Source organism: Nostoc sp. (assembly GCF_035638895.1).
In the GTDB taxonomy this organism is placed as follows: Bacteria; Cyanobacteriota; Cyanobacteriia; order Cyanobacteriales; family Nostocaceae; genus Nostoc.
This window is the reverse complement of record NZ_DASQZC010000211.1, coordinates 1-17,615: the sequence shown is the minus strand read 5'-3', so window position 1 is coordinate 17,615 and position 17,615 is coordinate 1. Positions and strand designations below refer to the sequence as shown.

General features: G+C 42.8%; 10 protein-coding genes. 6 read left to right on the top strand and 4 right to left on the bottom strand.

Annotation, left to right across the window (positions count from 1 at the left end):
* Positions 1–18: 18 nt before the first annotated feature.
* Positions 19–1,641, bottom strand: coding sequence for a cellulase family glycosylhydrolase (locus VE944_RS10220; protein WP_324976116.1), 1,623 nt, complete (start codon positions 1,639–1,641; stop codon positions 19–21).
* Positions 1,642–2,219: 578 nt separating this feature from the next.
* Here VE944_RS10220 and VE944_RS10215 point away from each other — a divergent pair.
* The gene (locus VE944_RS10215; RefSeq protein ID WP_324976113.1) at positions 2,220–3,014 is read left to right on the top strand and encodes a hypothetical protein; all 795 of its coding nucleotides are present in this window, start codon (positions 2,220–2,222) and stop codon (positions 3,012–3,014) included.
* 350 nt (positions 3,015–3,364) lie between these two features.
* On the opposite strand, the gene VE944_RS10210 is transcribed toward VE944_RS10215, so the two are convergent.
* The gene (locus VE944_RS10210) at positions 3,365–4,159 is read right to left on the bottom strand and encodes a hypothetical protein (protein ID WP_324976109.1); all 795 of its coding nucleotides are present in this window, start codon (positions 4,157–4,159) and stop codon (positions 3,365–3,367) included.
* A 320-nt stretch (positions 4,160–4,479) separates the two neighbouring features.
* On the opposite strand from VE944_RS10210, the gene VE944_RS10205 reads away from it, so the two are divergent.
* From VE944_RS10205 to bcsA, 5 genes are all read left to right on the top strand, one after another.
* Positions 4,480–6,246, top strand: a complete 1,767-nt coding sequence (locus VE944_RS10205; protein ID WP_324976106.1) for a porin — start codon at positions 4,480–4,482, stop codon at positions 6,244–6,246.
* A complete protein-coding gene (locus VE944_RS10200; protein WP_324976104.1) occupies positions 6,243–8,600 on the top strand; it encodes a tetratricopeptide repeat protein in 2,358 nt (785 codons plus the stop codon). The genes VE944_RS10205 and VE944_RS10200 overlap by 4 nt, the downstream gene beginning before the upstream one ends.
* A gap of 39 nt (positions 8,601–8,639) precedes the next feature.
* Positions 8,640–9,899: a family 8 glycosyl hydrolase gene (locus VE944_RS10195; protein WP_324976102.1), complete on the top strand. Its 1,260-nt coding sequence runs from the start codon at positions 8,640–8,642 to the stop codon at positions 9,897–9,899.
* 181 nt (positions 9,900–10,080) lie between these two features.
* The gene (locus VE944_RS10190) at positions 10,081–12,417 is read left to right on the top strand and encodes a cellulose biosynthesis cyclic di-GMP-binding regulatory protein BcsB (RefSeq protein ID WP_324976099.1); all 2,337 of its coding nucleotides are present in this window, start codon (positions 10,081–10,083) and stop codon (positions 12,415–12,417) included.
* A 51-nt stretch (positions 12,418–12,468) separates the two neighbouring features.
* Positions 12,469–15,078 (top strand): UDP-forming cellulose synthase catalytic subunit, encoded by a 2,610-nt coding sequence (bcsA, locus tag VE944_RS10185; RefSeq protein WP_324976096.1) that lies wholly within the window; start codon positions 12,469–12,471, stop codon positions 15,076–15,078.
* A 194-nt stretch (positions 15,079–15,272) separates the two neighbouring features.
* On the opposite strand, the gene VE944_RS10180 is transcribed toward bcsA, so the two are convergent.
* Both VE944_RS10180 and VE944_RS10175 read right to left on the bottom strand, forming a co-directional pair.
* Entirely contained in the window at positions 15,273–15,956 is a 684-nt protein-coding gene (locus tag VE944_RS10180; RefSeq protein ID WP_324976093.1) for a Crp/Fnr family transcriptional regulator, read from the bottom strand.
* A 470-nt stretch (positions 15,957–16,426) separates the two neighbouring features.
* Positions 16,427–17,614 (bottom strand): HetZ-related protein 2, encoded by a 1,188-nt coding sequence (locus tag VE944_RS10175; RefSeq protein WP_324976090.1) that lies wholly within the window; start codon positions 17,612–17,614, stop codon positions 16,427–16,429.
* Position 17,615 lies beyond the last annotated feature (1 nt).

The following is a 17,615-nucleotide window of genomic DNA, read 5'->3' as shown; positions in this document are numbered from 1 at the left end:
CGCCTTTTAACTTTGACTTCAAATCGAGACGGCGCTAATCTGCTGCGGTTGGTAGTCAGAACCAAGTTTGTTGGCACAAAACCCAGTATCCCGTACTTGATTTGGTTCAATTGTTTTTCCCCAATCCAAAGGAGCCACTACATACTGTATAGCTCCTTGCTGTTTAAAATCTGCGTTCCAAAAGTTATTAATGTTAGCTTGATTCATGTTAAATGCCAGTTGCCAGTTATTCACCTTGGTATTACCCTGATTTGTAATTTTGAAGCTGACACAAAATCCAGTCTCCCAGTTGGAATTGCTCTCAGTAGTGACTTTTAGTTGACCAGTACTAGTAGTAGATAGGGAGACAGAAGGAGTTGGCGTTGGAGAGATAGAAGGAGTAGGAGTTGGGGAAACAGGAGGATTACTCAGTTGAACTGGCGGTTGAACTTGTACAGGTGGGAGCAGTTGGGACAGTAATTGCTGCTTGGGTAGATCAACACTTTGCCAATCATCTAATAAAATTCCGCCTGTATCACTACTATTAGGATTCCAACTCCAGTAAGTAAAGCTCAAGTTATTTTTTTGAATGTATTTTACCAACTCATTTTGCCAAATACCTTCTTTGGAATTTAAGTCTACTTGCCGTCCCCCAAACTCCCCAATCAAGATGGGAGCGATATTCTGACTAGCGATATAGTTAAATCCTATTTGCCAGCGAGAAATCAGATTCTTAGGAAAGTTAGAAGCAGAAAAGTAGGGCTGATTGTACACCCCAGCGCCGTACTCATGAGGAGAATAGACTAGCTTATTAGAACGAGATAAACGTACTGGATAGCGTTTGACACCTTCTAAATTTCCACCGTGCCAATGCTGTGGCAGTTTTTGACCAGGGACATTGTTTTCCACTCCTTCAACAACAATTAGCCAATTAGGATTAACGCCCAGAATCGCATTACCTGCACGTTCTGCTGCTAGTCGCCAGTCAGTACTTATATTGTTATCACCCCAGCTAGCTTTCCCATGAGGTTCATTTTTTAAGTCTGCGCCAATAACGTTAGTTTGATTCTTGTAGCGGATTGCTAACATTGTCCAAGTATCGATCCAGTCTGCTTCTGTAAAGCCGTCTCCATACCACAATTCTGGAATTTGCTGGTCGTTGAGGCGGTGGCTGTCGAGCAGAATTAGCAATCCTTGACGTTCCGCTTCCTGAATAACTAAGTCCATTACCTCCAAGGGGGTTTTACCTTCAAGTTCTTGGTTGCTGCCAATTGTATAGTCAATGCCACTTACATTAAGCGATCGCAATCCTGCTACAGAATAAGGTAACCGGATGACGTTATATCCTAAGTTTTTAATCTGTGCCAGCATTTCTTTATAATCTCGTTGCCATAAACCGTGAGGGGCGTGCGTATCAGTTTCCATACCAAACCAATTAACGCCTCTGAGCAGTACGACCTTGCCTTTTGCATCAACAATTGTTCTACCACTTGTTGAAAATGGTAGCGATGTTTGCGTCTCAGCCCTAACAGCATCTAGCTGAATACTAGCAGGTGTCTTTGTCAAGATAATTATTAGAAATACTATTAGACTGAGGGAAAATATCAGTAATTGCTTATGTAATCTCACTGTTTTTAATCTATTTTTATCGATAACTTGCATACTATTATTACTTTTCTGGTAGGGCAATACAATATCTAAGTCGAATCAGCAAAAAAATATATGATGCTTTTTACGAGTAAGGAGCTTTTACAGCATCTTTAGCTAAAAAATATTTTTGTAAATGTGATTTTTAGCCGACGATAAATATTTGCACTCTAATTACAATGCATTTATTTGACTGTTCTTTGTATTACTTAACTAACTTTCCATGCATTTGTGCATCCTAGTAATTCTAGAGCAATACTTTGCTACTTTTGTTTCTGTATCCGCAAAAATTGGATAGTGGAAGTCAAGAACGCTAAATCTTAGCCTGATAATATGTATAAACTTCTATATATGTTTTGCATTCCCCTTTAGATAATTTGCGATAGTTGCTTAATTTACAAAAAATTTACGTAATTTACTGAGTTCTTCATGAGTTATCTATTGAACATCTCTCGTATAGAGAATAATTTAGATACTAAGGCAGTACACACATTGAGTGACCGTGAAAACTCTATACAAGCTAGATGTTATTAGCGGTAATTATATCTGCTGAATCTACTCATAGTCTTTTATTTGACAAAAGCTTTCTGAATATGACACTTTCTGCACTGCAAAAGTTTTTACTACCACCTGTGATCGCTTCTCTAAGTGTATTTTCTTTAATGTCATTTCCTCTGGCGACACTAGGCGATAAACAAATTGCTATCAAATTTCAGGAAGAACCTATTTTTTATGGCAAGCTTAGAGATATTGCTATCCCTTACGTAGTTTTTGCAACAGCACTTAGTATAGGGTCTGGAATTTCAGCACTTGCTTTCTGTGGTTGGCGAAATTCTTCTTTTAAATCAGCGAAAATTCAGCAGGAATTATCTAATCTAGAACAACATCTACAGCAAAAAGAGACATTACTAAAAGAATGGCAAGTTTCCGAGCCTCGATTGCAAATTTCTGGATTAAGCGCTTTTTTAGATGACGAGGCACCTTTTGACCAAGCTCTCATCTCAAAAAATGCAGTAACTGCATCTCAACCTATTGGAGCGCAAACCCCAACGCAGATACACGCACAGCCAGTAAATCCTGTATTAAAGGTTGCAACTCAACAAAATACTACTATCAGAGATATTGCTGCTACTTCTGCGTTTGCATCTGCCCAAACTTTTCTTGGCTATGCTCAAGAAAATCCCAACAATATCAAAGAAATTACTGCTCGTGAAGTAAATCAAACAGCAATTATGCCATCAGAATTTGAAGAGTTGCAAAAACAAATTAAAGAGATGATGCTACAGATGCAAGCAATGCAGGAGAATTTGCAAATAACATCTCAAGCAACAAATACTGAAGTAGAATCCCCAGCTAAATTCCAGATTTACTATAATACTGTCCTTTAAAATTTACTCAAATCAATGCCCACTGAATTAGTGGTTATTGGGTAATTAATATCTGGATGCCAGCGCTCATATTGAGGCTGGTATTCCAATTTTTATCCATCAAAAAGAGAGCGATGGAAGATTAAAATACCCCGTCCTCAATCAAGTAGGAAGTAGGGTAGGGGTAAATAGAGACAGAAGTATTTATATGGGTTTGATGCCCTTATCCCTCTCCTAAGCAAATACGGTTTCTTAGGAGAGGTTTATAGCTTTTCCTAATTAAATGAGGTACATCAGAGCAAGCTCCTGGCAAGCAAGAAAGGGGTTGAGGTGGGGTTTAGTACCTAATCAACCGAGAACCGCTATAATTCTCACCGGAGAAACTCTGAAGGAGTCAGATAAGCATTCGTTTGCCTATTTTTAATCGGTGGAGGTAAGGTATTTTTAGAAGCTATGGATTGCGGCGGGATTTGATATCGGTTTCCCCAACCACCATTCAAGTCTTCCGATTGCCGACGAGGTGGTATTGTTTTCCCCGTAGGTATGGGTACTGTTAAAGTTTGGCTAACTTGTAAATATTTTTCACCTTCGTTAGTAAAGCGAATCAACTTGCTTTCAAGCTTTTCAAGCTGTTGATTTTCTAACTTCAACTTTTGAGAGTTTTGATTATCTGGCTGTTCCGACTGAGTAGCAGGATCGAAAATAGCTACAAATGTAACGCCACCTTCTGGAAATAGTCGTATTTGTGCTGGATTTTCTTGCCAGACTTCTTGAAAACTACCATCGGGTGAAACTTGCCACAGATTCAGCGCAGCCTCCCATTTTCCCTGTTTCACTTCCACAATTTGACGAGCCAGAATCGAACGGTTAGTATTTGTGTCTGAATTCAGTAAAGCTTCTGTTTGTCCTGATGATGGACGCAAATAACGTACAGCGGCCACTGTAATCTTGCTAGATTCGGGCAGATTGGTACTACCGACGATATTGTATATACCTTTACTTGATATAGATTGTACATCTCCGATTTTCATTTCCACCTTTTCTTGTGCTTTTTGAACACAGCCATAACTAGCAGCTAAAAGCATTAGGCAAACACCTGCCTGGAGATTAGTAGGAGATAAAGCTTTTAATTTGGTCAAAATAGTCCTTAAATGAATATTTTCCATGATAAAGGGTAGATTATTTGGTTTATTTCCAAATAGCTCAGATTTTTACCTATTATGCCCAATTTATTTTTAAAAATAACAAGTTTTATCGACTCTTAATCAATTAGTTTAAAATTGCAAATTTTATTCAATGTAGTGGTTAATACTCATTTCCTTTGCTAAAGTAGCGACATTGAATAACCGAAATATGTAGTTGTTACCCAACTAGGCTGATGAGGCAAACAGTACTCGATTGTTATAAATTTACTTTTCCAAGCCAGTACCACAAGGTTTATCCACTGCTTTGTACTGTCGCCGTCTCGATTTGCTGGGTACTGGCAGTGAGCGAAAAATCTTCAGCTCAAGTCAACCCATCTCAGCTAAAGACTATCGACTACCAATTGGGTTTAGCAGAACCGCTACCAGTGCCTGAATTACCCGTTGATAAAAGTCAACAATCTCAGTCAGGGTTGCAAACATTGCCTCCTCCACGCGTAACGACTGGTGTAGCAGTTACACCGATCGCTAATCCAGTGTTGAAAGTTGTGGAACCCAAACCAGTCAACGATCTCCAACAAATGGAGAGTGTCTTCATCCAGGAGCAGGTAACTGGAAAAGCCCCGGCAGCAGCACGTAGTTCTGTTGCACCACGAGTGGCAGCAGGTGGGGATACTTCTGACCTTAATTTAGGATTGCAGGGACAGATGAACGGCTCGGAGCCACCAAGTAGTTCAGCCCCACTGCCACCACTCGCCAACTCGTCTGCAACGCCAGAATCAACTGCACCAGCAGCACCAACTTTTAATCAACTATTCGGTTCTCAAACAGCCCCTCTATCAGCACTTCCCAACTCGGCTGCAACGCAAGAATTCACTGCACCAGGAGTAGCACCAACTTTTAATCAACTACTCAGTTCTCAAACAGCCCCTCTGCCACCACTTCCCAACTTGCCTGCAACCCCAGAATCAACTGCACCAGGAGTAGCACCAACTTTTAATCAACAATTACTCAATCCACAGACAACACCATCATTTCTTAATACGACTCCCACTCCAAGCACAGCAGTGCCAGTTACCCCATCGATAACTACTCAACAACGCCGCCAGCTCCCTAGCAGTAGTTTAAGGGAACCCTCTTTACAATTCCAAGGAGTTTATATTAACCAAGGTGGCGACACCTCAGCACGGGCGAGAGTCAGCGGCGTTTACCCACTGTCTCCTCAAGCTTTGATTGGAGCAACCCTGGACTTAACAAGCCAAGGCAGCAACCGCAACTTTGATGACTCCCGAAACGATGGTTTGAACATCAACGAGCTTTATTTGGCGACTTCACTAGCAGGAGTACCTAATCTGCGGTTTGTGATCGGTCAAATAGATTTAACGTCTTATTTCGATCGCAACAGCTTTGCTAAAGATGGAGCCAGTCAATTCTTTAATCCGGTATTTCAAACTAACCCAGCACTAGCGGCGACAGGGATTAGCTCACGCACTGGTTTGTTAGCTGATTGGAGTGTCACCGACAATATTGAAGCGAAAGCGGCAGTCTTTTCATCAGCAGATAAAATCGGTGACTTTTCTTTAGATGGATTTGCTGGTGAAATCGGCATCCGTTACGGCAATGCAATTATTCGTGGTACTTATGCCAGCGATCGCGACGCTGGTGTTGGTGATAGCTTCCTTGAAAGCTATAGCATTGCCAGAGGTAACAATCAATTTGGCCCTGATAAAAACGATCGCGAAGAAGCATACGGTATCAATGCCGAAGTCTTTATTCCCAATCTGAAATTAGGTTTATTTGGGCGCTATGGTCACTACGAAAACCGCACTTTAGGAGAGGGTGCAAATACTTACGTCCTGGGAGCTAGTCTTGTGGATCTGTTTACCCCAGATGACCGGGTAGGAATAGCTTATGGACGCGCTCTCTCTAACGATCAGCTACGTCGTGGAAATAGTCCCGATGTATTGGAAATGTTCTATGATTTTAAATTTCTTGACAATCTACGGCTAGGCTTTTCGGTTCAAGCGCGTGATGATTTCTCAGAAACAGTCTTCGGTATTAGGGTGAAATCAGAATTTGGTATCACTCCCAGAGGGAGAATTACTCAATGAGTCAAAACAATATAGATAAAAGGCAAAAGGGAAAAGCTAAAAAAATTAAATATCGTTCTCTTTTTACTTGTTCATTTTTCCTTTTTACTTACTTGCTAACTGTGCCACCTTTAGGCAGAATTGCCCCCGCTCAAGCACAGAGCTTATCAGCATCGGCACAAAAGGGTTTTGGATTTTTAAAAAAAGGCTTGATTAATGATGCGATCGCAGTCTTCCAGCAAGCCCTTAAAAGTCAACCGCAATCTTCGCAAGTTAGGTTAGGATTAGCGATCGCCTATCGCAAAGCCGGACGTATTCCCGAAGCTTGGAGTGCTTATCAACAAGTACTGGCGGTAGACACCAACAATCAACTAGCTTTAAAGACAGTTGGTATATTGGCTACTTATCGTCCTGAGTGGAACTTAAAAGGAATTGAAGCTCTGACAACTTTATTAAAGTTAAATCCTAATGACTCAGAAGGTCGTCATTACCGTGCTCTACTCTACTCTTATCAAGGACGCTTAAGCGAGTCCTTGGCAGACTACCAAATCGTGCTGAACAACAACCCCACACCAAAGGCAGTCGTTGATGCAGCTCAAACTTATAGTTACAGTGGGGATTTTCCTAAAGCACTGGAGTTGTTTAACCGCTATCGCTCCACTGGCAAAGCCATTACAGAGTATGCAGCACTAGCCTACGGTCGCACCTTACGAGAAACAGGCAACCCTGGAGGGGCGGTACAGGTGTTAGAAGCGCAGTTGCAGCGCTCCAATAAACTTAACGAGATAGGGTTTGAAACCCGTAAAGAACTAGCTGTAGCATACCTTGCCAATCAACAACAAGCTCAAGCGTTGGCGGTTTTAGATGTATTACAGGGAAGGCCAGACGCGATTTTGCCCTTAGCGCGATCGCTCAATGAAATTCGCAAGTACACCAATAACCCCACCCTCACCCAGCAAGTCTTCAAGCTCTACCGTCAAGCACTGCAAACTGATCCTAACCCTTCCTCCAAACTACTGCGCGAAGTTGCTGATGTCTTTACTGGGTTCCCCGAAGGACGACAAACAGCACTGCAACTGTATCAACGGGTGGCGTTAGAATTTCCCAACGATCAAAGTCTGGTGGTGCAGCAATTAGCTTTAGAAAATCAGCTAGGTTTACTCGGTAAAAATGACTTGAAACAGCGTTTGACTACTGCAATACAATCAGCGCCGAGCGATCGCGTCCAGTTGCAACAGCTAGCTAATGCCTTAGTGAACATTGATGTTCCCGACCCAGAATTTTTACCTGTGTACCAAAATCTTTTACAAATGGGGGTTAACGTACCATTTTTGAATTTCCGGGTGGCGCAAATGTATGTGCAGCGCCAAGAGTTGAATGGGGCAAGGCAAGCTTTGGCAGCTTACACAGCTACCCCCGCAGGTGCTAAAGACCTCGCACCCCAATTACTAGCAGCAGAAATTGAACGTCGTGAGGGTAATCTCGAAGCTAGCGCCCAACGTTACCAAGCTGTGCTTGCTAGCAAGCCAAATAATAGCGATATTATTGATGCTGCTTTGGGCGGACTGGCTGGAGTAAAACTGCAACAAAAGCGTTTTGATGAGGCTGTGACAGTTTATGACCAACTAATAGTTCGCAATCCTCAAAATTTGTCGATTCAATTAGGGCGTGCTAGTATCGCCTATCAAGCCAAGCGGATCTCTCAACCAGAAGCAGAGGCAGTTCTCAACAATTGGTTAGCTACACAACCTACAACCAATACTCCTCCAGAACTCTATAGTTTGATAGGAGCGTTGCCTACTGATCCGCAAAAAGAAGCTTTATATAGTTATCTGGTAGAAACTGACCCTAGTTCCATACCACTACAACTGCGTTTATTACAGGTTATAGCAAAACGCAATCCTGCCCAAGCACAAGCGCGGATGAAGCAGTTGATTGCCCGTATTCCCAACACTTCTGACTCATACCAGTTGCAGGCAGAGTTGGCTCGATCTGTAGGTGATTTGAATTTGGCTAGCAGTACCTATCAGACTATTTTGGCGCAGCAACCAGATAACATCGATGCCTTAGCGGCTTTGGGCGGAATTCGCTTTGAACAGCGCCGCTTTGAATCGGCACAAGAGATTTATGCTCAAGTGTTGGCACAAAAACCGGAAGACAAAGGCACACGCCGCGCTCTTGCTGGATTGAATGCAATTTTAGATCAGCCTTTGACAGCACTGGCCCAGCTAGAACAACTGCAATTAGAAGCAGCCGCAGAAGGAGGAAACGATAGCGATGCATCTCGGCAAATACAGCAAATCCAAACAGACTTTCTGCTACGACGAGGATTTCAACCCCCTTGGGAAGATTATCAACGTCGAAACAGAAATTAGCGATCGCTTAAATCTTTTACAAATCAAACTGTTCTTAGGATGTGGCACTTCCCAAAAGTGGCAGCTATTGCCTGCCTGATTGGTTTATCTGCCTGTGTTTCTAGTTACTCGGCAGCAAACCCCAAAACGCCGGATGAGCAAATTCCGGTGGCAAACGTCCCCACTGAAGGTAGTAGTCAAAATCCCACTGGATTATTAGCTGATCTTCCTGAATCTACGCCCAACCGGGAATTACTAGCCCAAAGTTGGGATAGCTACCGCCAAAGATTTATTCAGTCAGATGGGCGGGTAATTGATTACGAAGCAAGCGATCGCTCAACTAGTGAAGGTCAAGCTTATGCTTTGCTAAGAGCAGTACTGATTAATGATCCGGCAACTTTTGCCCTGACTTTAAACTGGTCGGAAAATAACCTCCAGCGCCAAGTAGGTGGTAAACCCACAGATAGTTTGTGGGCTTGGAAGTGGGGACGAAAGGAAGATGGTAACTGGGGTGTCATCGACAGCAACTTTGCTAGCGATGGAGATATAGATGCGATTACTGCCCTGATTTTAGCATCACGGCGTTGGCATCAACCCAAATACCTGGAACTGGCAAAACTCAAACTGCAAGATTTGTGGAACTTGTCCACTATCTCAAAAACCCAAGGTAAGCGCTATCTGCTACCAGGGCCTGTAGCTGCATTCGTCCCGGATGCGTCTACCCTTTACCTGAATCCCTCTTATTTTGCACCCTATGCTTTTCGCATCTTTGCACAAGTTGACCCCCAACATGATTGGTTGAGTTTGGTAGACAGCAGCTATCAAGTGCTAGAAGATTCTGCAAACCTTTCTAAGGTAGGTTTACCCAGTGATTGGGTAGCTCTTAATACCAAAACAGGACAATACCAAACCCTACCAGCATCCAGCACTCTGAAGAGTTTGTATAGTTTTGATTCCTATCGAGTCTGGTGGCGTTTGTCGTTGGATGCTGCCTGGTTTAACTCACCCCAAGCGCAGCGCTATCTAGTGACATCCACTCAGCACTTGCAAAAACTATGGAGTAAACAATCAAGATTACCAGCACGCATTGATCTTCAAGGGAAACCATTAGTGGATTACGAAGCTACATCCCAATACGCTATGTTGTATGCCGCCATGCAGTTAGTGGAACCAGCGATCGCTCAAGAACTGCTTGTGAAAAAAATACTGCCTCAATACAAGCAGGGAATTTGGGGAGACCAATCTGCTTATTACACTCAGAATTTGGCTTGGTTAGGATTGCTACCTCCAAAGACAATTCCCCAGCGATTGCTTAAATAACATTCCCCGACGCTGAGTTTAGGGCATAAGCTTGCCAATTACCTTTCGCTCCGGGCAGATTGACTCCCGTTGATTTAAAAAAAAATCCGATGGGATAATTTTGAAGTTCTAAAAGCAACAAAATACTTGTGCTTTTTAAGTAAAAAATTTGAGTAAATTCACACTAAAATCACGCTCTACCATGAAGCAATTGTTTCATCTTCACCAAATTAGTAAAAAAGCAATTATTGTTACTTCTTGCTTTTTTTTGTTTCCTAGTTCATTATTGAGCGCTCAAGCTCAAACCAAAGGTGATCTGCAACAAGAAGTAACTTTATTAGCTCAAGCAACGACATCAGAAACTAGTAAAGCAGACTTAAAAGCTCCTAGCGCCAAGAACCTGACAAGTTACACCCTAGAATTTAATCGTAGTCCGATTGTGGGCAACCGGATGCGCTTGCGCGGGGTTTACTCAGAAGGTCGTCTTGCCTTTACCCGTCCTCGTGGCTGGAAACTAGATCGGGGTAAGGTACAAGCTTTAATCCGTTTTCAACACTCACCATCACTGTATGCCAATCGCTCTAACCTGACCGTGTTATTGAATGGCATCAGTGTTGGTAGCGTACCACTCAATCGTAAAGAGTCCCAAGTAGGTCAAGTACTGTTCAATATCCCACCCAAGCTGCTGCAAGACTACAACGAAGTCACATTGGTGGCACAGCAAAATAATACGCTCGAATGTAGCGACCCTAGTAGTCCTGACTTGTGGACAGAGATTCTACCAGATTCCAAATTAATCTTTAATTATGAACGGCAGCCAATTCCTCTGAATTTCAGCCGCTATCCTTATCCTTTCTTTGACGAATTTGGCTTAGAAACTAACCAAATTGCTTATTTGCAACCGAGTCAAGTCGATCAATCCTGGTTGACAGCAGCAGCTCGCTTACAAGCGGCATTGGGAAGAATCGCAGATTTCCGCCCGATTCAGACGAGTGTGGTGTCTGATGTCGCCAATGTGAAAGCAAACGATCGCTTGATCATTATTGGTACTCCCAACGAGCAACCAAGCCTAAATACTTGGAAGAATTTGCCCCTGAAAGTCGTTAGCAATCAAATTCTTGATCGTGATAATAACCCCGTACCAGATGAAACAGGGGTATTGATTGTAACTAAAACTGAAAAGAGCGGGGTTCCGGTTTTAATTGCTACTGGCAACAGTGCAAAAGCTGTAGAAAAGGCAACCCAATTTTTATCACAGCCAGACTTGCGGAAAATGGGTACTGGTCAGGTGGTTTTTGTCGAGACCCTCAAGGAAGCTTCGACACCAGGACTCCGCCAATGGCCTCATTATTTGCCAGAACAAAATTCTTTTAAACTGGGCGACATCAAAACCCAAGTAAATGGTGAGCCGTTTAGTGATGTGACTGTACGTGGGATCGGAGCGCCACCAGTTGAAATTGATTTTCGCGCTTTACCAGATGATAGATTTCTGCGCGGTAGTTCCATGAATCTGGCGTACAGTTACGGGCCGCAGGTTAATCCGCGAACTTCTGCGATCGAAGTTTTACTGGATGGAGTTTTCATTGGTGGGGCACGTCTTGATTCTGAGTCGGGAGAAACTCGCAAAAACCTCAAAGTCAATTTGCCGGAAAACTTGATCAAACCCAACTCGAAACTGCAAGTTTTCTTGCGGATGAATCCGAGAGAACCGTTTGATAAACAGAACTGTCTTCAGCCACCAGATCAACAACTGACAGGTACGGTGCATTCTGATACTAGCTTCGACCTGAAACGGGAAATCTCTACACAACTACCAGACTTGAACCTGCTGAAATTTGGTTTCCCCTTTGCTGCACCCCAGGATTTGTCCCAGACAGCGATCGTCGTGCCACAAATTCCCTCGAAGACAGATGTGTTGACCTTGTTGGCTTTTAGCGAACGCTTGGGAAGGCTCAGTCAAGCAGATGCTGTCAAGCTAAATGTTTATACACCAGATGCTTTGCCAACACAAGCCCGCAAAAATGACCATTTGGTAGGAATTGGAACGCGAGAAGACTTTCCTTTTCCCGAAGTATTTAATTCCACTGGCTTCAACTTGAGTCAGGCATATTCCCGCTCCTCTGCCAATGCTGTGGTTCAAACCCCGCAGGATACACAAGGGATGATTAAGCAAATTATCTCTCCTTGGAACAGCGATCGCGTCGTTTTAGCTTTAACATCTCAAACCGAAACTGGTTTAGAGCGAGTGCGACAAGTTCTCAATCAAGACCCGTGGTTCTTCCAACTCAAGAAGGATACGGTGCTAATTAGTAGCGATCAAAAAGACCCAGTTTCCTACGATGCTGATGCCTATCAACTACAGTTTTTCCAAAGCGCCCCAAACACTCGTCGCTTAGAAAATACCACCATCCTCAGTAAAGCATCACGATTTTTACAAGAAAATTGGCTATTGCTACCTGTGGGCATTTTTAGTGTGTCTCTAATTCTTTACGGGATTCTTCAGTTGTATCTCAAGCGCTTGACTGCTGATAAAAAATAGACACTTTCGGTCAGGTATTGCCCATTTTAAATTTCAAACTTTAGATCCACAATGTCATCTTCCCCCCCCACATCGCCCCGGAAATCACGCGATCGCCAGCGCTCAAAATTGAGCAATTGGTTGATTGATATTACCCCTAGATTTTTTGACCGCACTCTCCAAAAAGTGGGTGTGAATCAGTTTAAGTGGTTTATCCTGCTGTTATTGGCGCTCTCAGTGCCACTGATTATTACTCCGATAGAAGTTTGGCAGCAGGGATTGGTAGCAGTGTTTCTTGTGCTACTCGGTCAACTGGTGATACACGCAGAGTTTCAAGAGTCCTCTTCAGAAATCAGTCAGTATTATCACTTGTTTATGCTGTGGCTGAGTATGGTAACAACGCTACGTTATTTATACTACCGCACCAGCTATACCCTCAACTTTGATGGTTGGCTTAACAGCATCGCTTGCATATTGTTGTTCGCCGCCGAACTTTATGCCATCCTAACCTTGATATTGGCATACTTTCAAACCCTGAAAATTCAAGAACGCCAACCAGTTAATCTGACAAACATTCCTCAACAGGAATGGTTCAAAGTTGATATCTACATCCCCACATACAACGAAGATGTGGAGATTGTTCGCAAGACGGCTGTGGCAGCCTTAGCCTGTGATTATGCTCCTGATAAAAAAAAGGTTTATGTCCTTGATGATGGTCGTCCAGAAAAGTATAAAGAGAACGACCCACGCCGAGAACAGTTTAGTAAAAGACGGGAACAGCTACGGCAAATGTGCCAAGAACTCGGCTGTATACACATGACGCGGGACAATAACGATCACGCTAAGGCTGGTAATATCAATACCGCCTTTTACAAAACCGATGGCGATTTAGTCTTGATTTTGGACTGCGACCACATCCCATCGCGGCAAATTCTCTTGCATACAATGGGGTTTTTCTTCGATCCCAAAGTATCATTTGTCCAAACTCCTCACTGGTTCTATAACCCCGACCCTTTCGAGCGTAATTTGGTCACTAAAGGTAGAATACCCGCAGGCAATGAACTGTTCTATAAGGTACTGCAAAAAGGTAACGATTTTTGGAATGCCGCCTTTTTCTGCGGTTCGGCAGCATTAATCCGCAAATCCCACGCTTTAGAAGTTGGGGGAATTGCAGTGGAAACCGTGACGGAAGATTGCCACACTGCTTTGCGATTGCATTCGTTGGGTTACAAGTCTGTCTACTACGACAAAATTATGGTGGCTGGTTTAGCGCCAGAAACGTTTTCTTCTTACGTGGGACAACAAGTGCGTTGGGCTAGGGGGATGGCGCAGATTCTGCGATTAGAAAATCCCATTTTTAATCCGAAGCTGAATCTAACATTTGCACAACGGATTTGTTACTTTAGCGCGACTTCACACTTTTTGTATGGCTATCCTCGACTAATATATGCGATCGCTCCGACATTATTTCTATTATTTGGCGTTAACTCTGTCCAAGGTTTGGGTTTAGAAACTCTAGCTTACGCCCTACCTCATATTCTCCTCTCCCTTTTTACTAACTACATCATTTACAAAAACGTCCGTTTCTCCTTCTGGAATGAAATTTTTGAATTTGCGATGGCTTTCCAGGCTGGGTGGGTGACGATGTTAGCGCTGTTTAATCCGAAGCTGGGTTCATTTAACGTTACCGACAAAGGAACGTCTATAACCAAACGTACCTTTGATTGGGAATCGATGCGTGGTCTTTTGGTGGTGACAGCACTTGTAGTCTCTTCCTTGCTAGCTGTTCCCTATTGGCTGCTGTTACATCCTGAAGATTGGCAAGCGGTCTTAGTCAACACGATGTGGTCTATTTTTAATCTGGTTTTGCTGGTAGCTGCTTTGCTGGTTGGCTTTGAACAGCCACAAGTACGTACTGCCCACCGTTTACAGCGTCGCCTCCCCATCTTAATTACCAGTAACGGTCAAACAATCATGGGCAAAACGGTGAATATTTCAGAAACCGGGGCATTAATTTCTTTGGAAACTTGGCCCAATTTAATGGAGGAAGCGGAAGTTGAGGTGATGGGAGATTATACTGCTAGCGCCTCTTTAACAGCGCAGATTGTCCGAGTTTCTCCTATTAATGACACAGAAACGCTTTTGGCTGTTGATTTTGTGAAGCTCAACAATGCCCAACGCGATGCTTTAACTCTAGTTTTATATTCTGATGTCCGAGAGTGGTATTCTCAAAAAGGCCAGTATGTAGACCGACCCTTTGCTTCTCTTGGATTCTTAGCCACAAGTCTGACTCGGGCCTTGCGTGACGTAAAACAAACTAGCCGTAAAAAGGTACGCAAGCAGGTAAATAGCCATAGCCGACTCTACTGGGATGGTAACTTCTTCTTTGCAGTAGCTACAGAATTAGGAACAACGGGTTTACGCTTGGAAATAGAGGATACAAAAGCCGTGTCTTCTCACAAAATGATAGGACAACAGGATTTGCACACGATGCGAACTGTCAAACCATTAGTTGGTTTATTGTTGAATGAGGATGAGGATAATCTCTCATCTAACCGATTTGTTGCCGAAATTTATGCAGTAGAAGAGACAAATGGCAAGATTGCGCTTGAGTTAAATTTTCCAGAAAAATTCAAAGAACGTCAAGACACAAAAATTAAACAATTGTTGGAGGTTCTGTAGCAGAAGTACTTAACTAGATGTTGACCAGCGCAAGCTCCATTTAAGTCCAGATGTTGCTTGCGCTTGTGAGTGTTTTAAATTGCAAAAGTCAATTCAATTATTGTGGGGTGTACAGCGTTCAACTGAGCGCTACCCACCCCAAAATAAATAATTGAATATTTTTTAATTTGTCAGTCCCTAATAACCCTTAGCAATTACACTTTGCCAGCCAAGTTCATCAACTGTTTGAAGTTCACGAGATAAATGATGTTGTTGGTGCTGTCAATTTTAATCCACCCTTTCTCATGCAGCTTTTCCATAATTTTGGTGGTTTCGTCAATACCAATTTCTGTTACTTCTGCTAAATCTTTAAAAGGAATGTTAAAAATTTCCTTTCCACAATTCGATTCTTGACCATAGCTTTCGCCTAAAGTCACTAGAGTATGGGCAAGTTTGACTGCTGGTGGTGAAGACCGCATTTGTAAGCGCAAGTTAATTTGCCGCAATCGCCGCACCATAAGTTGTAACATCCGGTGATGTAACTGTGGGTCTTTGAACAAGATTTGAATAAAACGCTCTCTAGATACACTCAGCAAATTCACAGACGAAAGGGCTATGACATCGGTTGAGCGTGGAGATTCATCCAAAATTGCCATTTCTCCAAAAAAATCGCCCTTACCAAAAATTGCTAGAGCTACTGAATCTTCCCCGACGGTACGCCGGACTTTGACCCAACCTGAAACAACGAAGTAAACGGCGTTACCCCAGGCATCTTCCATCACAACGGCTCGCCCAGATGGGTATTCATGTTCAATTGCAACGTTGAGCAGCCATTCCAAAGTTTGGGGGGTGGCTGTACTCATTAAGGGGAAAAGTTCACTAAAAACCTCGGTCTGCATGAAATATTTATAAAAAATGGATTCAAGAGCAGGAAACTAACTTTGTCACTATAAATTTGTTTAATCCGTAATCTTATTTAGAATACGGCAGCAAAATCTCTATCTATTTGAGTTAAACTCTAAGCTTGATCAGTCTAGAGTTCGATTACAACATAACAATTATGTATAAAATTGAAATCAGCGATTTCACTTACAGAAATATGATTTAAGGTTTAATCAATTAATCAAAATTTTAGTTGTAGATATAAAGCTTACTAGTATAAAAAATATATCAACCAAAAGTTGCCACGATACATAACGGGTTCAAAATTAATCCCATGCTTTTAAACGTGGTTCGTTTTGCTTCTGCCTTTTGAAGTTCTACTCTAGTAACTGAGGCATGAGGGGATGAACTTGCGATGAATTCTCCCCTGCTCGCCATCTCCTAGTTTGGTACACCACCTTAATTGAGCAACTAAATGCCTCATAGGCTACTCCTGGCTTCTTAAAGATTGGGCAGCAAGATAGATTTTTGTCCATTCGCCTAGCACTTGATGGGTTTTGAGTTTTAACTGTTGGCCTATTGCTTCTATTGAGTTACCTGCTCTCCGCAAATCTAGAATCTGCCGCCCCAGAGGAGTCAATTTTTCATCCAGTTGCTGCCATTGGTTTTGGGTTAACCCCAAGTTATGTTCTTGCAAGGAAATTGAGAGCCAATTGTCTACTAGCTCTGGTTTACCTTTGAGAGCAAAAACACGCACAGCGTGGTAACTGATTTTTTCTCGCAGACGGTATACCTCTTTAGTCGGCTTATTTAATTTGTGGGCAATCTCTTCTTGGGATTTACCTTGTAAATATAGTCGTAGCCACTCTACTGCCTCTGTTCCCAGATTTTCTTGTAGATAATTTTCAAATTCTTTTTGTACTGACTGACGTAGCGCAAGTTGTTCCTCTAGCTGTTGTGCTTCAATATATTCTGCGATCGCCTGACTATCGACTAAGTTAACTCGATTGTCATTGTCGTCTGTGAGAACTTCTTCTGACACCAGTCTAATTAAGTCACGGCCCGGCACTTGGGTTAAGCCACCGCGCTGAGTGCGACGCAAGTAATTCACAAACCGATAAGCTAATAGGGGTTGATTGCGGACTGGCCGTAGACAATATTCTTCTACACTGGCGAATAGCAGAGCATCTCCCAATCGTCTATCAGTTGTATATTTGGCAATATCAGCCATTTGCTGCTGCATCTGGCTGTCGCTTTGCAGTAATTCTTGGAGTACTTCTTGCAATACATCCATAACACTACGCTGGCGATCGCGGCTTAGGGCAACCCAAGTCTGAATTTTATTCCGTAATGTTACTAAGCTCCCCAATCGCGTTATCAAGTTCCGATAAGCACGTTCTCGCCCTAGCCCCAAATAGCGTTGACGTAAAATTCTCCAGCGATATTCCATCGCTTGCTTGGCGATATCGAATTCTTTAGGGTTAAATAGATCAAACCGTTTGGAGTCTGATCCTAACAGCCAGAGAATAATGCTTTGCCTAGCAGCTTCATTTTGGTCTGGACATTCCGCAGCCAAGCGCTTTCGCCAATCTAGAGCTAGTTGTTCCACATCTGTTGTCATAGTGAGATTGCGTTCCTCGAAACTCAATTTTGAAGTTTGCATCACAACCCCCATT